The following is a 21,925-nucleotide window of genomic DNA, read 5'->3' on the forward strand; positions in this document are numbered from 1 at the left end:
TTTGCACAGCCTCCCTAGCAAAATGCTAGTGCCCGCTCGCGGGTGGCCTGGGGCCGGGCCATGATTTTAGAAAAAATTATCCTTAGTAGCCAGCTGCTTAACTGATTTCCGGAGTCGGTTCCGCGCCCTGGGCCGGGGTTTGCCAGAAAAAGCCGGCTGTGCTTCGCCACCTCATTTTTCGCTCCCCATTATGACACCCATCCTGTTGATTCCGCTGCTCTCTACGGCTGGTATTGGCTTCTTCTGGCTCTTCTACAAGTCAGTCGATTTTTTTGATAACATCTAACCCTACCCCCGCTGCTGCCATGATGCTCGCCCTGCTGCTGCTCTCCCTCGCCACGTTTGGCTACCTCGGCTACGTGCTGCTGAAACCGGAGAAATTTTAACGGGCCGGGGCCGCCGGCTAGCCGCCGGCCACCCCCGCCACTGACTTACTGCCATGAACAAAGAATTACTCGGCATCGCCCTCATTTTTGGGACCACGGTGCTGCTGGCCGTGCCGCTCGGCCGCTACCTGGCTACTATTTACCGAGGCGATAAAAGCTGGTCCGATTTCCTGGCGCCGTTCGAGCGCCTGCTCTACCGCCTCGGCGGCGTGCGCCCCGAGCGCGACATGACCTGGCAGCAGCACCTGCTGGCGCTGCTGGCCATCAATATCGTGTGGTTTGGCTGGGCCATGCTGGTGCTCTGCACCCAGGGCAGCCTACCCCTCAACCCCGACCATAACCCCAGCATGACGCCCGACCAGGCGTTCAATACGGCCATCTCCTTCCTCGTCAACTGCAACCTGCAGCACTACTCGGGCGAGTCGGGCGCCACGTACTTCTCGCAGGCTTTCTGCTTGATGTTCTTGCAGTTCGTGACGGCCGCTACCGGCATGGCCGCCTGCGTGGTCGTCTTCAATGCCCTGCGCGAAGGGGCCAGCGAAAAGCTCGGCAATTTCTACGTGTATTTCGTGCGCAGCATCACGCGGGTGCTGCTACCCCTCTCGCTGGCGGTGGCACTGGTGGTAGCCTTTCAGGGCACGCCCATGACGTGGCAGGCCAAGCAGCCAGTAGTGACCGTGCAGGGCGACAGCACGTTCGTGAGCCGCGGCCCGGCCGCCGCTATGATTGGTATCAAGCAAATTGGTACCAACGGCGGTGGCTTCTTCGGCGTCAACTCGGCCCACCCGCTCGAAAACCCGACCTACCTCACCAATGCCGTGGAGAATGGTGCTATCGTGCTCATTCCCATTGCCATGGCCCTGGCCTTCGGCTACTACCTGCGCCGGCCCCGGCTGGGCTGGATGGTATTTGGGGTGATGACGGCCGGCTACCTGCTGCTGCAAGTGCCCACCGTGTACCTCGAAATGCACGGCAACCCCGCCATCAGCCATATGGGCGTTGACCAAAGCCTGGGCTCGCTCGAAGGCAAGGAAATGCGCCTCGGCGCGCCGGCCTCGGCGCTCTGGGCCATCACCACCACCGTCACCTCCAACGGCTCGGTCAATGCCATGCACGACTCGCTCACGCCGCTTTCGGGCATGAATGCGCTGCTCGGCATGATGACCAACGCCTTCTACGGGGGGGTAGGGGTTGGCTTTCTCAACTTCTTCGTGTTCATCATCGTGGCCGTGTTTATCTCGGGGTTGATGGTGGGGCGCACGCCCGAGTTTCTGGGTAAGAAAATCGAGGCCCGCGAAATGAAAATCGCCGTGCTCATTGCCCTGCTGCACCCGCTGCTCATCCTCGCCGGCACCGCCCTGGCGGCCCACCTCTACGCCCACAACCCCACCGAGCTGGCCGGCTGGCTGGCCAACCCTGGCTACCACGGCTTCTCAGAGATGCTCTACGAGTTCACGTCCTCGGCCGCCAACAATGGTTCGGGCTTCGAGGGCCTCGGCGACAATACGCCCTGGTGGAACATCTCGACGGGGGTAGTGCTGCTGCTGGCTCGCTACCTGCCCATCATCGGCCCGGTGGCCATCGCCGGCATCCTAGCCCGCAAAAAGTTTGTGCCCGAAAGCGCCGGCACCCTGCGCACCGACACCGGCACCTTCGGCATCATGGTCTTCTTCGTGATTTGGATTATCGCCGCGCTGGCCTTCTTCCCGGCCCTGGCGCTGGGTCCGCTGGCCGAGCATTTCACGCTGTATTAAAATTTCCGGTCATGCTGACGAAGGAAGCATCTTATCACGGCTGCCTTCGCCAAAATCAGTTAAATCCAGCGGCGCGGGCGTGATAAGGTCCTTCGCCAGCTCAGGATGACATAACGTTATGGCAACCCAATCCCAATCTCTCTTTCAACCTGCGCTCGTGGCCGAGGCCACCAAGCAGGCGTTCGTGAAGCTCGACCCGCGCAGCATGTTCCGCAACCCGGTGATGTTCACCGTGGAAATCGGCACCGTGGTGATGCTGCTGGTCACCATCGGCCTGCTGCTGAAGCCCGATGCGGCGCAGGGCAGCTTCGGCTACAACTTCACGGTGTTCATCGTCCTGTTTCTCACCCTGCTGTTTGCCAATTTTGCCGAGGCCATTGCCGAGGCGCGTGGCAAGGCTCAGGCCGACTCGCTACGCAAAACCCGCCAGGACACGCCTGCCAAGGTGCGCCAGCCCGATGGCAGCTTCACGAGCGTGAGTTCGGCCCAGCTCCAGAAAGGCCAGGTATTTGTGGTCGAGGCCGGCGAAATTATCCCCACCGACGGCGAGATTATCGAGGGCCTAGCCACCATCGACGAGTCGGCCATCACCGGCGAGTCGGCCCCGGTTATCCGCGAGGCGGGCGGCGATAAATCGAGCGTGACGGGCGGCACCAAGGTGCTCTCCGACCGCATCGTGGTGCTGGTGACTACCGCCCCCGGCGAGTCGTTTCTGGATAAGATGATTGCGCTGGTCGAAGGCGCCTCACGCCAGAAAACGCCCAACGAAATCGCCCTCACTATCCTGCTGGCCGGCTTTACGCTGGTGTTCGTGATTGTGTGCGTGACCCTGCAGCCGTTTGCGGCTTATTCGAAGACGCCCATCGCGGTGGCCTCGTTCATTGCCCTGTTTGTGTGCCTGATTCCGACGACCATCGGCGGGCTGCTCTCGGCCATCGGCATTGCGGGCATGGACCGCGCATTGCGGGCCAACGTCATCACCAAGAGCGGCAAAGCCGTGGAAACGGCCGGCGACATCGACGTGCTGCTGCTCGACAAAACCGGCACCATCACCATCGGCAACCGCAAGGCGACGCACTTCTGGCCCGCGCCCGGCGTGAGCGAGCGTGAACTGGTAGAGGCCGCTACCCTCAGCTCTTTGCACGACGAAACGCCCGAGGGCAAGAGCATCGTGGAGCTGGCCCAGCAGGTGCGCCGCCAGGATGCGGCCGACCTGCAAAAGCGTGCCCAGGGCAGCGAGGCTATCAAATTCACGGCCGAAACCCGCAGCTCGGGCGTGACGCTGGCCGGCGGCGAGCGCATCCGCAAGGGCGCCTCCGACGCCATCCGCACCCTGGCCAACGCCGCCGGCCAAGAGTTTCCCAACGAAACTACCCAGCAGGTAGCCGCGGTGGCCAGCAACGGCGGCACCCCGCTGGTAGTGAGCCAAAACGACCGCATTCTGGGAGTAGTAGAGTTGCAGGACATCATCAAGCCCGGCATTCAGGAGCGCTTCGAGCGGCTGCGCAAAATGGGCATTAAAACCGTGATGGTGACTGGTGACAACCCCCTTACCGCCAAGTTTATCGCCGAAAAAGCGGGCGTCGATGACTTCATTGCCGAGGCCAAGCCCGAGGACAAGATGAAGTACATCCGCAATGAGCAGCAGGGCGGTAAGCTGGTGGCCATGATGGGCGACGGCACCAACGACGCCCCCGCCCTGGCCCAGGCCGACGTGGGGGTAGCCATGAACTCGGGCACCCAGGCCGCCAAGGAAGCCGGCAACATGGTAGACCTCGACAACGACCCCACCAAGCTCATCGAGGTAGTCGAAATCGGCAAGCAGCTGCTCATGACCCGCGGCACGCTCACCACCTTCTCCATCGCCAACGACGTGGCCAAGTACTTCGCCATCGTGCCGGCGCTATTTATGGTGGCCATCCCGGCCCTGGGCGCCCTCAACATCATGGGCCTGAAGTCGCCGCAGTCGGCCATTCTCTCGGCCGTTATTTTCAATGCGCTCATCATCCCGGCCCTGGTGCCGCTGGCCCTGAAGGGGGTCGCCTATACGCCGGTGGGCGCCTCGGCGCTGCTGCGCCGCAACCTGCTCATCTACGGGCTAGGGGGGGTAGTGGTACCGTTCATCGGCATCAAGGTCATTGACTTGGTAGTGGGGGTTTTTCTTTAGGCAACTCTTTAACGCAGAAGTCTTTGGCAATGACGTAGCCTTTGCCGATAAGAAGCAGGTGAAACACTGGAGCAATTGGTGAGACATCGCCAATTCCACCAATGCAATAAGCGGATGCACCATACTCTGCACAAGCCACAATAACAGCTTCTGCAATCGTAACAGGCACGTCTTCCAACAGCATTCCAGACCCATCGAGCAGGTTCTTGCGAAGTATATAATCCCCTCCGAAAGCTCCTTTGCCGAATATCACGCGGTGCCAATCGCGCCAGCCCTGAATGCCAGCTTTGATTTGTTCTTTAATCCTATCTAATAAGCCTTCGGGGTCTTGCGGGCGCGAACTGATGTACACGGTAGTCGAACGGCTGTTGTAATTCAGCAGCAGCGGATGCTCCTTGTGAATGCTAAACTCTCCCCGCAGCCCCGGCTTCAGGCATGCCTCGGCCTTGTCTATAAAATCAATCTGGAACTGCTTGCCAGGCATCGATAAAACGGCAAAGGTTGTCTGCGCTACCTGCACGGTAACCACCTGGTTGTTCGGAATCGGCAGGTCAAGCATACGTCAAACTTACTTAATCCAGTAACTAATCATGAAATCCCAATTCCTTCCCGCCCTGCGCCTGACCCTCGTGATGATGGTGCTGTGCTGCGGCATTTACCCGGCCCTGGTGTGGGCCGCCGCCCGGCTAGCCCCTGGCCGCGGCGAAGGCGTGCAAGTGCGCCAAAACGGCCGCCTCGTGGGCTTCGCCAACGTGGGCCAGCGCTTCGACAAGCCGCAGTATTTCAGCTCGCGGCCCTCGGCGGCCAGCTACCACGCCGACGGCTCCAGCGGCTCGAACAAAGGCCCTAGCAACCCCGACTACCTCAAGGAAGTGCAAGCCCGGCTCGATACTTTTCTAGTGAAAAACCCCGGCGTAGCGTGCGCCGACGTGCCCGCCGAATTGCTCACCGCCAGCGGCTCTGGCCTCGACCCCGACCTCTCGCCCCAGGGCGCGGCGGTGCAGGTGGCGCGCGTGGCGCGGGCCCGCGGGCTAGCCCCGGCGCAAGTGGCCAGCCTGGTGCGGCAGCACACCGAAACCAGCCTGCTCGGCCCCAGTAGGGTGAACGTGCTGCAACTCAACCTGGCGCTGGATGCGCTGCCGGGCCGCTAATCCAGTGCCAGTTATTCTTTCAGCTGCTTCAAAATCATGCGTTTAGCTTATTATTTGCTGACGGCCCTGTGCGCGCTGCCGCTGGCTAGCCAGGCCCAGGCCCTGGCCGATACCGTGCGCCAACCCGGCCGGCCCACCGTGGACGGCTCGAATGGCCGTTGCCTGCCGTCGCCCATCACGGGGCCGTTTCCGGTATCGGAGTGGGATGGCGCGCCCGTGGTCGGGCTGCCGGCTGAGGCGCCCGCGTACCCGCTGCAAAAGGCCCTGGGGCTGAGCAAAAGTCGGTTCAAAATCTACGGCTGGGCCAGCATCGGGGGCAACCTGAGTACCTCGCACGACTCAAACTCGCCTACGGCCTACAACGTGGTGCCCAATACGGTGGTGCTCGACCAGATAATCCTGCGCCTGGAGCGCCAGCCTAATACTGTGCAGACCGACCACGCCGACTGGGGTTTTCTGGTCGATAATATCTACGGCATCGACTACCGCTATACCGTCGCCAAGGGTATTTTCAGCGACCAGCTGCTCACCCATAACAATCTCTACGGCTACGACCCTACCCAGGTGTACGCCATGCTCTACCTGCCCAAAATAGCCCAGGGCGTGCTGCTGAAGGTGGGGCGCTTCATTTCGCCCGCCGACATTGAGGCGCAGTGGGCGCCCGACAACTACCTCTACTCGCACTCGCTTATGTTTGCCGTGGACCCCTACACGTTCAGCGGGGCGCAGGCCACCATCCGGCTCAGCCCGTACTGGCAGCTGGAGCTGGGCCTGCACGGCGGCAACGACGTGGCCATCTGGAGCAATTCGGCCCACCTCAACGGGCTGGCGATGTTCCGCTGGGTGTCGCGCAGCAACACCAACTCGGTGTACGCGGGTATCAACTCCATCGGCAGCGGCGAGTACCGCAACGGCCACGACAACCTGCAGATGGCCGTGGCCACCTGGGGCCACCGCTTCAGCCCCACCGTGCACATGATGACGGAGGCCTACTACCTCTGGCAGTACGATGCCCTGGCGGGCGGCACCGTTATCGACGGGCCGGGCCGGCGCTTCTACGAAAATACCGGGGCGGGCGCCCTGCACCCCGGCCGCTCCAACGCCGTGGGGGCCGTCAATTACTTTCAGGTGCTGCTCTCGGCAAAAGATTATTTATCAGTGCGCAACGACCTGTTGGTGGACCCCCAGGGCAACCGCACAGGCTACGCCACTTCCTATTCGAGCCACACGGTGGGGGCAGTGCACAGCTTCAGCTCGCTGGTGCGCATCCGGCCCGAAGTGCGATACGAGCGCGCCTATGCCGACGGCGTGGCGCCTTATGACAATGGCCAGAAAAAGGACCAGTTCACGGCCGCGATGGACGTGATTGTCAGGTTTTAAAATGACGTTCTTACTTAGTCCACATCTTACCCCAACCCCACTCTTCCTACCCCCTGTTTGCCCACCTGCTACCGTTTAGCTTAGCCCCAGTGAAAAATCTTTCCCTTGCTACCCTTTTGCTGCTAGTCGCCGGTGCGCCGGCCCTGGCGCAGACTACCGAAACTGCCACCGCCCAAAATCCCGCTGCCAAAGCGGACACCGCTACCCCTAGAGTGCCGTTCGATGGCATGGACTTGAGCTGGGTCAATGGCCAGAACCGCCAGCAGTATTTTCCGCTCCAGTTTAAGGACCAGGACGGCGAAACCGTGCTCACGGCCACGTCTTTCCTGGATGGCTACTACAACTACAACTTCGCCCGGCCCCTCGACCACACCCAGACGATTTCGGCCGTGACGGGCCGCGCCCAGGAGTTTTCGCTGGCGCTGGCCAGCATCGGCATCGAGTCGAACTATAAGAATATCATTGGTCGGCTGTGGCTGCAAACGGGCTCGATGCTGAACGTGGTGCAGGAAACCGACGGCTCGGTGCTGCGCGGGCGCAACACGGGCACCACCATCGGGGCCAACGGCGCCAACCTGGGCTCGGGCATTACCACCAACAACCTCAAGTACATCCGCGAGGCGGCGGCGGGCTACCACTTCAACGTGGCTTACGGCCTGAACCTGGAGCTGGGCATTTTCATGAGCTACATCGGCCTGGAAAGCTACGTGACCCAGGAAAACTGGAGCTACCAGCGCTCGCTGGTCTGCGACTTCACGCCCTTCTACTTCCAGGGCGCGCGGGCGCAGTTTTACCCTAGTAAGAAGTTTAAAACCGAGCTGTGGGTGATGAACGGCTGGCAGACCTACAACACCTACAACAAGCGCCCCGCCTTCGGCAACTCGAACTACTACCGGCCCAGCGAGAACGTGCAGCTGGTGGCCAACTTCTACGTGGGCAACGACTCGCGGCCGGGCACCGACTCGCTGGCCGTGGGCCGGGCGGCCTACCCCAACATCACGCGCTTTCACCACGACAACTCCGTGGTGGCGCGCTACTACCACAAGGATAAAAAAGGCCCGCTGCGCGGCATTACCCAGGCCGCGTTCAGCCTGAACACGCACTACGGCTTCCAGGCCGGCACCGATGCCGGCGGCAACGATGTGCTGGCCAAGAACAACTACATGGTGGGCTCGTCGCTGGCCAACCGCCTGTGGTTTGCCAAAAACAAGCTGGCCCTGACCACCCGCGTAGGGTTTGTGAAGAACCCTAGCCGCTACCTCAGCTTCAACCCCTCGGTGGTGGGCTTCACCAATACCGACGCCAGCAAGCTGACGGCCAAGGAAGTGACGGCCACCTTCGACGTGATGCCGAGCGACTTCGTCACGTTTCGCCTCGAATACCTGCACCGCTGGGCCGACGTGCCCTACTTTGCCGGGCCGGGCGGCACCACCTCGCCCAGCGGCTACGCCGACCAGCCCCTGCCCCCCACCTACGTGCCCGACCTGCGCGACTACGAGAACCGGCTCATCTTCGCCGTCAACTTCCGGCTCTAGCGGCCGGCCCGGCCGCAACCAGGACTTAGCTCTTTTTCGCGCTTGCCATGCTGAATTCCTCCGTCTCTACTACCGTGCCGGTTCCGGCGCCCGAGCCGAGCGGCCACGCCGCGCTGCACACCCGCATGACGGCGGCCGGCACGCTCATCGCCCTGGGCATCGTGTACGGCGACATCGGCACCTCGCCGCTCTACACCGTGCGGGGCGTGTTTGTGGCTAGGCCCGTAACGGAGGCGGTGGTGCTCGGCACCGTGTCGGCCATTATCTGGACGCTCACGCTGCTTACTACGCTTAAGTACGTATTTATTGCCATGCGGGCCGACAACCACGGCGAGGGCGGCATCTTGTCGCTCTACGCCCTGCTGCGGCGGCTCAAGCTGAAGTACCTCTACCTGCCGGCCATCGTGGGGGCGGCGGCGCTGCTGGCCGACAGCATCATTACGCCACCCATCTCGGTGGCCTCGGCCATTGAGGGGCTGCAAATGGTAAAGCCCGACCTCAACCCGGTGCCTATCGTATTGGTTATTCTGGTGGGGTTGTTCGCGTTTCAGCAGTTTGGCACGGCCGTCATCGGCAAGCTGTTCGGGCCCGTCATGCTCGTGTTTTTCAGCATGCTGGCCGTGCTGGGCCTCGCGCACCTGAACCAGGAATGGAGCATTTTGCGGGCCCTGAACCCGTACTACGCGCTGCACATGCTCACGGCCAACCCCGGCGCGTTCTGGCTGCTGGGCTCGATTTTTCTGTGCAGCACCGGAGCCGAGGCGCTGTACGCCGACATGGGCCACGTGGGCCGGTCGAACATCTACGTGTCGTGGACGTTCGTCAAAATCTGCCTGGTGCTCAACTACCTGGGCCAGGGCGCGTGGCTGCTTCAGCACCTGGGCCGGCCGCTGGGCGAGCGCAACCTGTTTTTTGAGATGATACCGGGCTGGGGTTTGCTGCCGGCCATCGGGCTGTGCACGCTGGCCACCATTATTGCCTCGCAGGCGCTGATTTCGGGCTCGTACACGCTCATTATCGAGGCGATGCGGCTCAACTTCTGGCCCAAGGTGAAAGTGCTGTATCCGACCGATTTGCGCGGGCAGGCCTACGTGCCCTCGCTCAACTGGCTGCTGTGCGCCGGCTGCGTGGGCGTGGTGCTCTACTTCCGCGAAAGCAGCCGCATGGAGGCCGCCTTCGGCCTGGCCGTGACCGTGACTATGCTCATGACCACCATTTTACTGGCCTACTACCTGCGCCTGCGCCGCGCCGGGGCTTTTTGGATTGGGCTGCTGCTGGTGGTGTATTTCACGGTGGAGGGCTCGTTTCTGATTGCCAACCTGCGCAAGTTTACCCAGGGTGGTTGGCTAAGCGTGCTGCTGGGAGCTATCCTGCTGCTGGTAATGACGAGCTGGATTCAGGGGCGGCGTCTGCGCCGGGAGCTGGCCCGGTACGTGCCGCTAGCCGACTGGCTACCCCTGCTCAAGGAGCTGCACCGCGATGAGTCGGTGCCCAAGTTTGCCACTCACCTCGTCTACCTCACCGACTCAGCCAACCCTAGGCTGGTAGAAAGTGCCATCACGCACAGCATTTTCCAGAAGAGCCCGAAGCGGGCGGACGTGTACTACCTGATTCACGTGGTGACGACCGACGAGCCCTACACGCGCACCTACCACGTCGAGACGCTGCTGCCCGACGACTTGGTGCGCATCGAGTTTCACCTGGGCTTCCGGGTGGACCACGCCATCAACTACATGTTCCGGCAGGTGGTGACGGACTTGGTCAAGAACAAGGAAATCGACATCACCTCGCGCTACCACTCGCTGCGCGAACAGGATGTGGTGGGCGATTTCCAGTTCGTGATTCTGAACCGCACGCTGCCCTACGCGCAGTCGCTGAGCAGCTGGCAGCGGCTGGTGGCGCGCCTGGCGGGGGTGCTGCGCTGGCTCGGGGCTAGCCAGCAGGAAAGCTTCGGGCTCGACAACTCCTCGCTCACCATCGAAAACATTCCCCTGCTCACCCCCGAGCGCCCCGAATTACATCTTAGCAGAAAATGAACGACTTATGAAAAGAGTAGCAGTCGGTGGTTACCCGCGCCCGGGACGGCACAGGTAGCCGGCCCCCGCCGGCCGGTGGCGGCCTTTCCGCCGTCAACCTCCGCCGGTGAGGTCCGTAGGAAGCCCGGCCGGCCAGTGCCGGACTTCCACCGACGAACGACGCTTACCATGCAAACTTCTCCTCCCGCCGCCCCGCTAACCCCCGCCGAGGCCGGCGGCCACGAGGCCCTGAAAGCCGGGGCCTCGGCGGCCGGCACGCTCATCGCCCTGGGCATCGTGTACGGCGACATCGGCACCTCGCCGCTCTACACCGTGCGGGGCGTGTTTGAGGGCCGGCCCGTGACCGAAGACGTGGTGCTCGGCACCGTGTCGGCCATTATCTGGACGCTTACCTTACTGACAACCATCAAGTACGTGCTCATCGCCATGCGGGCCGACAACAATGGCGAGGGCGGCATCTTGTCGCTCTACGCTCTGCTGCAACGGCTCAATTTCAAGTATCTCTACCTGCCGGCCATCGTGGGGGCGGCGGCGCTGCTGGCCGATGGGGTTATCACGCCGCCCATCTCGGTGTCGTCGGCCATTGAGGGATTGCGCATTCTGCGGCCGCACCTGGCTACGGTGCCCATCGTGCTGGTTATTCTGGTGGGGCTGTTTGCCATTCAGCAGTTCGGCACGGCCATTATCGGCAAGCTGTTTGGGCCCGTCATGCTGGTGTTTTTCAGTATGATAGCGGTGCTGGGCGTGCAGTTCCTGTTTCACGATTTTAGTATTTTGCGCGCCTTCAACCCGTACTACGCCCTGCACATGCTAGCCACCATTCCGGGGGGCTTCTGGCTGCTGGGCTCCATTTTTCTGTGCAGCACCGGGGCCGAGGCGCTGTACGCCGACATGGGCCACGTGGGCCGGTCAAACATCTACGTGTCGTGGACGTTCGTCAAAATCTGCCTGGTGCTCAACTACCTGGGCCAGGGCGCGTGGCTGCTCCAGCACCTAGGCCGGCCGCTCGGCGACAGCAATCCGTTCTTCGCCATGATACCGGGCTGGGGCCTGCTGCCGGCCATCGGGCTGTGCACGCTGGCCACCATTATTGCCTCGCAGGCGCTGATTTCGGGCTCGTACACGCTCATTATCGAGGCGATGCGGCTCAACTTCTGGCCCAAGGTGAAAGTGCTGTATCCGACCGATTTGCGCGGGCAGGCCTACGTGCCCTCGCTCAACTGGCTGCTGTGCGCGGGCTGCGTGGGCGTGGTGCTGCACTTCCGCGAAAGCTCGAATATGGAGGCGGCCTATGGCCTGGCCATCACCTTCACCATGCTCATGACGACGGTGCTGCTGGCCTATTTTCTGCACCTGCGCCGGGTGAGCCCGGTCTGGATTGGGCTGCTGCTGCTCACGTATTTCACGGTGGAAGGCTCGTTTCTGATTGCCAACCTGCGCAAGTTTCCCGAGGGCGGCTACGTGAGCGTGCTCATGAGCCTGGTGCTGCTGGCCGTGATGGTGAGCTGGATTCAGGGCCAGCGCCTGCGCGAAGGCTTTATCAAATACGTGCCGCTGGCTGACTGGCTGCCGCTGCTCAAGGAGCTGAGCCGCGATGAGTCGGTGCCCAAGTTTGCCACCCACCTCGTCTACCTCACCGACTCGATGGACCCTAGCCAGATTGAGCGGGGCATCACGCACAGCATCTTTCAGAAGAGCCCGAAGCGGGCGGACGTGTACTACCTGATTCACGTGGTGACGACCGACGAGCCCTACACGCGCACCTACCACGTCGAGACGCTGCTGCCCGACGACTTGGTGCGCATCGAGTTTCACCTGGGCTTCCGGGTGGACCACGCCATCAACTACATGTTCCGGCAGGTGGTGACGGACTTGGTCAAGAACAAGGAAATCGACATCACCTCGCGCTACCACTCGCTGCGCGAACAGGATGTGGTGGGCGATTTCCAGTTCGTGATTCTGAACCGCACGCTGCCCTACGCGCAGTCGCTGAGCAGCTGGCAGCGGCTGGTGGCGCGCCTGGCGGGGGTGCTGCGCTGGCTCGGGGCTAGCCAGCAGGAGAGCTTCGGGCTCGACAACTCCTCGCTCACCATCGAAAACATTCCCCTGCTTACTCCCGAGCGCCCCGAGCTGCACCTCACCCGCGAATAACCACATCAGGCGTGCCTCACTCCCTGGGGGGTGAGGTGCACACTGCTCCATTAGTTTCTATGCGCAACTCCTTACCCTATTTCCTGGCCGCTGGCCTACTGCCCGGCCTGGCCCTGGCCCAGACTACCCCGCCGCCCGCGCCCACCAGCACCACTACCACCGCGCCGCCCGCCGCGCCCACGGCTACTGCTGCCGCCACCACGGCCGCTGCGGCGGCCGATACGGCCAGGGCCGACCCCAAGCCCGAGTTTTTTGGCTACGTGGGGGTGTACTACGGCTACGATTTCAATAACCCGGCGAGCTTGCAGCGGCCCGGCTTTATTTATTCGGAAAACCTGCACAACCAGATTGCCGTGAACCTGGCCTACCTCGGCGCGCGCTACACCGGCGAGCGGGTCCGCGGCACGTTTACCATCCAGACCGGTACCTACCCCGATGCCAACTACGCCGCCGAGCCGGGTGTTTTTAAAAACATTTACGAAGCCTGGGGCGGCGTGCGGGTGGCCAAAAACCTGTGGCTCGATGCCGGTATCTTTCTCTCGCACATTGGCCTGGAAGGCCCCAACTCGCGCGACGACCTTACGCTGACGCGCTCCATTATGGCCGACAACTCGCCCTACTACGAGACCGGCGCCAAGCTCACCTACGACCGGGGCAAGAAGTGGCTGTTTACGGTGCTGGCCATTAATGGGTGGCAGGTTATTCGCGACCGCAACCAGAACGAGGCCGTGGGTACGCAGGTGCAGTTTCGGCCCAGCGCCAAGTGGCTGCTCAATTCGAGCACTTTCGTGGGCGAGGGCCGCAATGTGCCCGACTCGGTGGGCATCCGGCTGCGCTATTTTCACGACTTTTACGTCACCTACGACCCTTCCAGGAAGTGGAAAATTGCGGGTGCCTTCGATACTGGCTGGCAAGAGAAGCTCGACGGCAAGGGCGGCTATGATGCCTGGCAGGGGGGGGCGCTTATCGTGCGCCGCCGCCTGTGGGAGCGGGCCGGCTTGGTAGGCCGCGTTGAATATTTTCATGACCCTAGCGGCGTGCTGGCGGCCACCCGCGTGGGCGGCCTTTATACTACTGGCTATTCGCTGGGCGTCGACTACCTGCCCGTGCCCCGCGTCATCCTGCGGGCCGAGTTTAAGGAATTTGTAGACCACAACAGCGTGTACCTCAAGGATAAAACCTATAAGCGTACCGATGCGGCCGTGACCACAATGCTGGGGCTTACCTTTTAAAAAGCATTGTCGCTATGCCGGCCATTCTCAAATCGGTGCTGCTGTTTCTACTGGCCGGGCTCTTCGAAATAGGAGGTGGCTACTTGGTGTGGCAGTGGCTGCGGGCCGGCCGGCCGTGGTGGCAGGGCGCCCTGGGCTTCGGGCTGCTGGCCGCCTACGGCATCTTGCCGACCCTACAAACGGCCTCGTTCGGGCGGGTGTACGCGGCCTACGGCGGGCTGTTCATTGTGCTGGCATTTTTCTGGGGCTGGCGCGTAGAGGGTGTCGTACCCGACCACTTCGACTGGCTGGGCATTTGTCTCTGCCTGGTAGGCGCGGCGTGCATTCTGTACACGCCTAGAACTTAAATATTATTCATAACCAGTTAACTACAGGCAATGCCGACCCCCGACGATGCCCTGCGCGACCAGTCGGCCGAGCGCTTTCTGCGCCTCGTGCAGCAGAAGCGGCGCGGCACGCTTAAAGTGTACCTGGGCCTGGCCGCCGGGGTAGGGAAGACCTATCGCCTGCTGCAAGAGGCCCGCGACCTGCACCAGCACGGCGTGGATGTGCTGCTCGGCTACGTCGAAACCCACGGCCGCGCCGACACCGTGGCCCAGCTGGCCGACGTGCCGCTGCTGGCCCGCAAGCAGGTGTTTTATAAAGGCCACGCGGTGGAGGAAATGGACCTCGACGCCATTGAGAAGCGCCGCCCGCAGGTGGTGATTGTGGATGAGCTGGCCCACTCCAACGTGCCCGGCTTGCGCAACCAGAAGCGTTGGCAGGACGTGGAGGAATTGGTGAAAAACGGCATTTCGGTGATAACGGCCGTGAACGTGCAGCACCTCGAAAGCCTGCACGACCAAGTGCTGAAAATCACTGGTACCGACGTGACCGAGCGCATTCCGGACCAGCTTCTCAGGCAGGCCGACGAGGTGGTAAACGTGGACCTGACCGTGGGTGAGCTGCGCGCCCGCCTCCAGGAAGGCAAAATCTACGACGCCGCCAAGGTGCCCACCGCGCTGGCCAATTTCTTCCAGCCCGAAAACCTGCTGCAATTGCGCCGGCTAGCCGTGCGCGAAGTAGCCCAGCTGCTGGGCCGGCAGGTCGAAACCGACGCCGGCGGCGCGCTGGCCGTGGCGCCGCAGCGCCGCAACGACGACCGCCTGCTGGCCTGCATCAACACCAACAACGAGGCCGCCAAGGAGATAATCCGCAAGACCTCGCGTTTGGCCGACCGCTTTGGCGCGGCCGCCTGGTACGTGCTCTACGTGCAGACCGGCCGCGAGAGCGCCGACCGCATCGGGCTAGCCCCGCAGCGTTATCTACTTAATAACCTCCAGCTTGCCACGGAGCTGGGCGCCCAGATTCTGCGGGTGAAGGACGACGACATCGTGGCCGCCATTCGGCGGGTGGCGCAGGAAAAAGCGGCCACCCTGCTCGTGTGCGGCATCACCCGCGAGAAAAGCCTGTGGCAGCAGCTCAGCCGCGGCGGCGTCACGCACGACCTGCTCACGGCCGTGGCCGGCGACGGGAGCGATGTGGATGTGTATTTGGTAACGTATTGATTTTTTTGTCCTAACGTAGCGCCTCTTCCCTGGCCCCTCTGCGAAAAGGAGGGGGCCAGCGGGGGAGGCACCCGCCAGCGCGCGAGCCCCCCTCATGACCCTCAAAACCAAGATTACCCTCGGCTTCCTGGCCATGCTGCTGCTGCTGCTCAGCATCGGCGGCTATGCGTTTTATACCGTGCGGCAGCTCGACTTGAGCTCGCGCAATATATTGAAGGCCAATTTCTATTCGATAGAATTGGGCCAGCAGATGCTGCGTGGGCTCGATGCCCTGGGGCAGGCGCCGGCTAGCCCTGCGGGCATGCGCCAGCTCAGCCAGGGCCTCACGCGGGAGGCCGGCAATATTACCGAGCCCGGCGAGCGCGAGCTCGTGGACAGCCTCACCCAGAGTCTGGCCGCCTACAATCAGGCGCTGAGCCGCAATAGCCAGGCCCTGCCCGCCGCCTGGCAGCCGCTGCGCGGCCAGACCCTGCGCATGATGGCGATGAATACCGCCGCCCTGACGCGCAAAAATGACCTGGCCGACCAGCATGCCGAGCGCGCCAACCGCAACCTCATCCTCTTCATCACCCTGGCGGTGCTGCTGGGGCTGGGCTTCGTGGCCAGCGTGCCCGAGGCGGCGGTGCAGCCCCTGCGCAAGCTCAACGCGGCGCTGGCCCACGCCACGGCGCGCAACTTCGCGGCGACCATTCCGCAGGAGAGCCAGGACGAGTTTGGACAGGTGGCGCAGTCGTTTAACCGGATGCTGAGTGAGTTGCGCGAGTTTCGCAGCTCCACGGCGGCCGAGCTGATAACGGCCCGCAACCGCGCCGCCAGCATCGTCAATACCCTGGATGAGGGTATTCTGGTGCTCGATGAAAGCCGCCACGTGCTGCTGGCTAACCCCGTGATGTGCGAGCTGCTGGGCCTGCCCCCCGCGAAGCTGGTGGGCCGCCCGGCCGCCACCGTGCGGCTCGAAAACGACCTGTTTCAGACCCTGCTCAGGCCGCTCGACGCGCCCCAGCGCGAGCAGGCGGTAGCCGAAATGCCGGTGCTCACCATCGCGCAGCGCGGCGAGGAAGCGTTTTACCGCCTCGCGGTGCAAGACCTGGTTTCCTTCAACGAGGCTACCGACAAAACGGAGTTTGTGGGCCAGGTGCTGACCCTGCGTAACGTATCCGACTTTAAAAAGCTCGACCAGGTGAAGTCGAACTTCCTGGCCACCGTGTCGCACGAGCTGAAAACGCCGCTTTCAAGCATCAATCTCAGTCTGAAGGTATTGCAGAAAGATAATCTGCCCGCCACTGAGCGCCAGGACATCACGGTGGGCATTCAACGCGAAACCCAGCGCCTCCAGCGCCTGGTGAGCGAGCTGCTCGACGTGTCGCGCCTCGATTCGGGCCAGGGTATTCAGCTCAACTTTGCGCCCACTCAGCTCGCCGACGTGGTGCGCTTTGCCGAGGCTACCGTGCAGGCCCAGCTGGCCCACAAGCAGCTCACGCTGCAAACCGACCTGCCCGCCGACCTGCCGCCCGCCCGCGCCGACGTGGAAAAAACGACCTGGGTGCTTATCAATTTGCTAGCAAACGCTATCCGCTACTCGCCGGCCGGTGAAGGTATCGGCGTACGCGCCGTGGTGGCCGGCAAGTTTGTGCAGGTGACGGTGCAGGACCAGGGTCCCGGCATTGCGGCCGAGCACCACGACAGGATTTTTCAGCGCTTCGCCCAGCTGCCCGACAAGGCCGGCTACACCGGCGGCTCGGGCCTGGGGCTGAGTATTGCCCGCGAGTTTATCACCACGCAGGGCGGGCGGCTGTGGGTCGAGAGTGAGCTGGGTAGTGGCAGCGCCTTTCACTTCACGCTACCGGTGGCGGGATAAGGACCTCCGCGGGGTACTGCCCCGCAACGTAACCTGCGCATAATGCCAAATTCCCGCGTTTGCCCGACCTTTGCAGCATGCTGATTTTTTCCCGAATCGTAATGAAGCGCTTGCTGACCGTGGCAGCTCTAAGCCTGCTCGCCGGTGCCGCCCAGGCCCAGCGGCCGTCCAATAACCTGCACGCCGAGAAAATATTGCTGCCCAATGGCTGGAGCCTAACGCCGGCCGGCCGGCCCCTGCAGCTCGGCGACCTGCCGCTGAACATGCAGCTGGCGCCGGGCGGCACTCTGCTGGCCGTCACCAACAACGGCCAGGGCAAGCAGAGCATCCAGCTCATCGACCCTGGCACCGAGAAGCTGCTTGATGAGCGGCCCATCGGCAAGGCGTGGTACGGGCTGGCGTTCGGCCAGAAAGGTGACCGGCTGTACGCCTCGGGCGGCAACGATAACATCATCCTGAGCTATCCCACGGCCGGCCGCAAGCTGGGCGCGCCCGACACCTTGCGCCTTGGCCCAGCCTGGCCCAAAGCCAAAATCAGCCCCACCGGCCTGGCCGTGGATGCGGCCGGGCAGCGCCTCTACACCGTGACTAAGGAAGACAGCGCGCTTTACGTCGTGGACCTTAAGACCAAGCGCACGCTGAGCAAGGTGAAGCTGGGCCACGAGGCCTACGGCTGCCTGCTTTCGGCCGATAATAAGACTGTTTACGTCACGCTCTGGGGCGGCGATAAGGTGCTGGCCTACGACCGCGCCACCGGCCGCGTGCGCGGCGAGCTGGCCACCGGCAGCCACCCAAACGAGCTGATTCAGAGTAAGAATGGCCGCTACCTGTTCGTGGCTAATGCCAACGATAACTCGGTGTCGGTGATTGACGCCAAGACGTGGAAGGTGCTCGAAACCATTTCGACCTCGCTCTACCCCACGCGCCTCACCGGCTCGACCACCAACGGGCTAGCCCTCTCGGCCGACGAAAAAACGCTCTACATCGCCAACGCCGATAATAACTGCCTGGCCGTGTTCGACGTGAGCCAGCCGGGACGCAGCGCCAGCCGGGGCTTCATCCCGACGGGCTGGTACCCTACCTGCGTGCGCGTGCAGGGCAGCAAAATACTGGTGGCCAGCGGCAAAGGCCTAACTAGCCTAGCCAATCCCAACGGGCCGCACCCGCTGCGCAAGAACGACGACAGCGGCTACCAGTCGGGTGGCGCGCACCGCGAGTTTGAGTACATCGGCAGCTTGTTTAAGGGTACGCTGCTGTGCATTCCGGCGCCCGACGCGGCGCGGCTCAAAGCCTACACCCGGCAGGTGTACGACAACACGCCCTTCACGCCGGCGCGCGAAAAGCTGGCCCTGGGCGAGGCCGGCAACCCCGTGCCGCGCCGCGTGGGCGATAAGTCGCCCATCAAGCACGTGTTCTACATCATCAAGGAAAACCGTACCTACGACCAGGTGCTGGGCGATGTGAAGGAGGGCGAGGGGGACACGGCGCTGTGCATTTTTGGCCAACGCGTGACGCCCAACCACCACGCGCTGGCCCGCGAGTTTGTGCTGCTCGACAATTTTTACGTGAATGCCGAGGTGAGCGCCGACGGCCACAACTGGAGCACTGCCGCCTACGCCACCGACTACGTGGAGAAGTCGTGGCCCGTCAGCTACGGCGGGCGCGGCGGCACCTACGACTTTGAGGGCACCCGCAAAATAGCCTACCCGCGCGACGGCTTCATTTGGGACTACTGCCAGCGCGCGGGCCTCACGTACCGCACCTACGGCGAGTTTGCCGACTACGCCAAAACGTCGCTCAAGTCACTGCGCGGGCACGCCTGCCCCCGGTCGCCGGGCTTCGACATGAACATTACCGACCAGGAGCGGGAGCGCGCGTGGGCCCAGGATTTTGACTCGCTTTTGGCTAAAAACGCCGTGCCGCAGTTCAATACCATCCGCCTCAGCAACGACCACACCAGCGGCCAGCGCCTGGGTAAGGTGAGCCCCCGGGCGGCCGTGGCCGACAACGACCTGGCCCTGGGGCGCCTCGTGGAGCACCTGGCGGCTAGCCCCATCTGGGGCGAATCGGTGGTTTTCGTGCTCGAAGACGACGCCCAGAACGGCTCCGACCACATCGATGCGCACCGCTCGCCGGCCTTCGTCATCGGCCCCCACGTAAAGCACAGCTACGTCGACCACACACTCTACACCACGGCCGGCGTGATGCGCACCATAGAATTAATCCTGGGCCTGCCGCCCATGAGCCAGTACGACGCCGCCGCCCGGCCATTATTCGGCGTATTTCAGGCCATGCCCAACCTGGTCAAGTACCAGGCCAAGCCCAATCAGATTCCGCTCGACACCCGCAACACGGCCTGGAACCACAGCGCCGAGCGCTCGGCCAAGTTCGACTTCGCCCACGAAGACGCCGTGCCCGACCTGGACCTGAACGAAGTAGTCTGGAAAGCCGTGAAGGGCGAGCAATCGACCATGCCCGCCCCGCGCCGGGGCGCGTTTTTGCAGCTCACCCCCAAGCGCAAGGACGACGACGACTAGGGAGTTGCCCGTAAAATGACCGGTTCTTAGTGCGCCACCGCCAGCACCAGCAGCAGCGCGTCGTTGCTGAGGGCTTCCAGCTCGACCGGCGCGGGGGCATCCCACAGGGCTAGCCCGTCGCTTTCGTGTAAAAGCCGGCCCTCGGCCTCGAAGGCGCCGGCCAGCACAAAGGCGAAAAACAGCCGGCCGGGTGGCACCACGTACTCCACCTCGTGGCGGCCCGCGAAGCGGCCCAGGCTGACCGTAACCGGCAGGGTAGGGCTGGCCGGCAGCAGCAGGGCTAGCCGGTTGGCCAGCGTCCCGGCGCTGAATGCGGCAAGGGGGCCGATGGCTACCGCGCTAGCCTCGGCGGCCCGCAGCCACACGTGCAGAATACGGATAATGTCGTGCGGGAAGGGGTTTTGCAGCCGCAGCGCACTGCCGGCCGGCAGCGTCAAAACCTGGAGTTGCTCGGTTTCGACGGGCAGTGGGTCGCCGCTGGGCAGCAATACCTCGACTACGCCCGTGATGGGCAGCAGCAGCACGTGTGCGGCCTCGGCCACGGGCAGCGCCACGGTGGCCCCGCCGGCTAGCAGCTCTTCATTGAGGGCCAGCAGGGCACCCAGCGGTTGCTTATGAGCGTGCTGAAACAAGCCAAAACTGAACGTGCAGTAGCGGCGGAACTCGCTAGTTTCGACAAGGCCCCGCTGGTCGGCCAGGAAGATTTTACCGGGCGTCGTCGGGGCTGGCATCGGTAGCGAGTTCTTGGATGGCGTGAATGGCCAGGTAGGGCTGCAGCCGGAACGTGTGCACCGGGGCCGGGGCGTCGCCAGCCGCCTCCAGCGAGGCAAGCAGGTAGGGCCCCACGGTATCGTGCCACAGCAGCGCCTCGGTGAAGAAATTGATGGCCACCTGGTGCTTGCTGGGGTCGAGCAGGTCGGAGTTAATCAACTCAAACTGAAATTTCCCGAACCGCAAAAAGCGCCGGCCCAGGTTGTCGAGCACGTCGGGCACCACGCCGCCCAACTGCTGCAAATAGCCGACAATGGCGCCGCTCACCAGCCCGTGCAGGCGGTCGGCACCCGGCACGTAGTGCACCAGCTCGCCGAAGGTGCGGTACTTTTTCTCCTGGTTGAAATACTGCGCCTGTAGCCGCAGCTCGCGGTAGCTATCGTCGAGCACCAGCTTGTCCCAGGGCCGGGTAGCGCTGGCATCGATGATTTTGCGGTAGCAGAGCGTGATGCGGCGGGCAGGCATGGGGCAGTCAGTGCTAAAAAATCGTTTGTCATTGTGAGCCCACGCGCACAGTGACAAACGACTGCAAAACCAGTTGGAGTTTACACCGCGATGTTCATCGTCAGCACGAAGCCATCGGTGAGGCTGCCCGTGACGGTGGCGATTTCGATGCCGGCCGTGTCGTCGCTGAATATACTGTCGCTTTTATTATACGTGTAGCCGCTCATGCCCTTGGCGTAGCCATTCACGAGGGCCAGCGCCGTGCCGGTGCCCTCGGGGAAGGCAATCTGGGTCACCTTGAGCGAGATGCCGCTGGCGTTGTAGACGTGCACGTGGATGTGCGTGGCGCGGCCCGAATACCAACCCGGAAAGATGCTCGTGAACGTGACCAGGCCCGCCGAATCGGTAGTCTGGCGGCCGCGCAAAAAGTGCACGCCCGTGTAGCTGGTGCTCTGCATACTCGTGCCGCCGTATTCGGAGTAGTTGCCCTCAGCGTCGCAGTGCCAGATGTCGACCAGCGCGCCGGCCAGCGCCGCGCAGCCGGCGCTGCTACTGGTGATGGTGATTTTGGCGGTTAGCTTGTAGCCCGTGCGACCATCCGTGATGTCGGAGCGCACGTAGGAGGAAGGCGTGTGCGTGGGAAATGGGCCTTCGGTTTCGGTAGGCGCCACCGTACAATTCGAGCTGCTAGCGCCGCCCGTAGTGGTAGTCGTGGTGCCGGTAGTCGCGGAGGTAGTGCTGGGCGTCGCATTGTCTTTGCCGCAGGCGGCGAGCAGCGCGGGCGCCGACACGGCGCCGGCCAGCAGGCTTTTCAAGAAATACTTCCGTTCCATGAGCAGGGGCGAGTGAATGAGTGCGTTTAGTACGCCAAAGGTGAGCCGGGGCACGGCCGGGCTTGCACACCAATCGCTCATTCAAAGCCCCAGCTCGACAGATTCCGCCTTTTAGCCCCTCCGGCTGATTAGGCGATGTTGGC

General features: G+C 63.0%; 17 protein-coding genes. 13 read left to right on the forward strand and 4 right to left on the reverse strand.

All coding sequences use genetic code 11. The features are described 5' to 3' along the window. The first annotated feature begins 272 nt into the window (after positions 1-272). The 3 genes from GKZ68_RS05465 (at position 273) to kdpB (ending at position 4,307) form a co-directional block, all read left to right on the forward strand. Positions 273-386, forward strand: coding sequence for a potassium-transporting ATPase subunit F (locus tag GKZ68_RS05465; RefSeq protein ID WP_217275315.1), 114 nt, complete (start codon positions 273-275; stop codon positions 384-386). A 53-nt stretch (positions 387-439) separates the two neighbouring features. Continuing rightward, entirely contained in the window at positions 440-2,140 is a 1,701-nt protein-coding gene (kdpA, locus tag GKZ68_RS05470) for a potassium-transporting ATPase subunit KdpA (protein ID WP_173111678.1), read from the forward strand. 118 nt (positions 2,141-2,258) lie between these two features. Next, positions 2,259-4,307 carry a potassium-transporting ATPase subunit KdpB gene (gene kdpB, locus GKZ68_RS05475; protein ID WP_173111681.1) on the forward strand — a complete coding sequence of 683 codons (2,049 nt, stop codon included), beginning with the start codon at positions 2,259-2,261 and terminating at the stop codon, positions 4,305-4,307. Here kdpB and GKZ68_RS05480 read toward each other — a convergent pair. Next, on the reverse strand, positions 4,276-4,866 hold the full coding sequence (locus tag GKZ68_RS05480; protein ID WP_173111684.1) for a hypothetical protein: 591 nt from the start codon (positions 4,864-4,866) through the stop codon (positions 4,276-4,278). The two genes, kdpB and GKZ68_RS05480, sit on opposite strands and share 32 nt — an antisense overlap. A 31-nt stretch (positions 4,867-4,897) precedes the next feature. On the opposite strand from GKZ68_RS05480, the gene kdpC reads away from it, so the two are divergent. The 10 genes from kdpC (at position 4,898) to GKZ68_RS05530 (ending at position 19,734) form a co-directional block, all read left to right on the forward strand. Further along, positions 4,898-5,458, forward strand: coding sequence for a potassium-transporting ATPase subunit KdpC (gene kdpC, locus GKZ68_RS05485; protein ID WP_173111687.1), 561 nt, complete (start codon positions 4,898-4,900; stop codon positions 5,456-5,458). Between the two features lie 36 nt (positions 5,459-5,494). Next, positions 5,495-6,838, forward strand: a complete 1,344-nt coding sequence (locus GKZ68_RS05490; protein WP_173111690.1) for an outer membrane beta-barrel protein — start codon at positions 5,495-5,497, stop codon at positions 6,836-6,838. Between the two features lie 89 nt (positions 6,839-6,927). Continuing rightward, on the forward strand, positions 6,928-8,373 hold the full coding sequence (locus GKZ68_RS05495) for an outer membrane beta-barrel protein (protein WP_173111693.1): 1,446 nt from the start codon (positions 6,928-6,930) through the stop codon (positions 8,371-8,373). A 47-nt stretch (positions 8,374-8,420) separates the two neighbouring features. Beyond that, positions 8,421-10,409, forward strand: coding sequence for a KUP/HAK/KT family potassium transporter (locus GKZ68_RS05500; protein WP_173111696.1), 1,989 nt, complete (start codon positions 8,421-8,423; stop codon positions 10,407-10,409). Between the two features lie 168 nt (positions 10,410-10,577). After that, positions 10,578-12,560, forward strand: coding sequence for a KUP/HAK/KT family potassium transporter (locus tag GKZ68_RS05505; protein ID WP_173111699.1), 1,983 nt, complete (start codon positions 10,578-10,580; stop codon positions 12,558-12,560). A 59-nt stretch (positions 12,561-12,619) separates the two neighbouring features. Next, positions 12,620-13,792 (forward strand): outer membrane beta-barrel protein, encoded by a 1,173-nt coding sequence (locus tag GKZ68_RS05510; RefSeq protein WP_173111701.1) that lies wholly within the window; start codon positions 12,620-12,622, stop codon positions 13,790-13,792. A 14-nt stretch (positions 13,793-13,806) separates the two neighbouring features. Beyond that, positions 13,807-14,139 carry a YnfA family protein gene (locus tag GKZ68_RS05515; protein ID WP_173111704.1) on the forward strand — a complete coding sequence of 111 codons (333 nt, stop codon included), beginning with the start codon at positions 13,807-13,809 and terminating at the stop codon, positions 14,137-14,139. Positions 14,140-14,169: 30 nt separating this feature from the next. Then, positions 14,170-15,339, forward strand: coding sequence for a sensor protein KdpD (locus GKZ68_RS05520; RefSeq protein ID WP_173111707.1), 1,170 nt, complete (start codon positions 14,170-14,172; stop codon positions 15,337-15,339). A 94-nt stretch (positions 15,340-15,433) separates the two neighbouring features. Next, complete coding sequence (locus GKZ68_RS05525) at positions 15,434-17,197, forward strand: ATP-binding protein (RefSeq protein ID WP_173111710.1); 1,764 nt, start codon at positions 15,434-15,436, stop codon at positions 17,195-17,197. Between the two features lie 101 nt (positions 17,198-17,298). Then, on the forward strand, positions 17,299-19,734 hold the full coding sequence (locus tag GKZ68_RS05530) for a bifunctional YncE family protein/alkaline phosphatase family protein (RefSeq protein ID WP_217275316.1): 2,436 nt from the start codon (positions 17,299-17,301) through the stop codon (positions 19,732-19,734). Positions 19,735-19,760: 26 nt separating this feature from the next. Here GKZ68_RS05530 and GKZ68_RS05535 read toward each other — a convergent pair whose 3' ends face one another. The 3 genes from GKZ68_RS05535 to GKZ68_RS05545 form a co-directional block, all read right to left on the reverse strand. Further along, positions 19,761-20,465, reverse strand: coding sequence for a hypothetical protein (locus GKZ68_RS05535; protein WP_173111716.1), 705 nt, complete (start codon positions 20,463-20,465; stop codon positions 19,761-19,763). Continuing rightward, positions 20,440-20,970: a hypothetical protein gene (locus GKZ68_RS05540; protein WP_173111719.1), complete on the reverse strand. Its 531-nt coding sequence runs from the start codon at positions 20,968-20,970 to the stop codon at positions 20,440-20,442. Before GKZ68_RS05540 ends, GKZ68_RS05535 begins: the two co-directional genes overlap by 26 nt. An 80-nt stretch (positions 20,971-21,050) precedes the next feature. After that, positions 21,051-21,782 (reverse strand): intradiol ring-cleavage dioxygenase, encoded by a 732-nt coding sequence (locus GKZ68_RS05545; RefSeq protein ID WP_173111722.1) that lies wholly within the window; start codon positions 21,780-21,782, stop codon positions 21,051-21,053. Between the last annotated feature and the right edge of the window lie 143 nt (positions 21,783-21,925).

Origin of the sequence: Hymenobacter sp. BRD128, assembly GCF_013256625.1 — a bacterium.
GTDB lineage: Bacteria > Bacteroidota > Bacteroidia > Cytophagales > Hymenobacteraceae > Hymenobacter.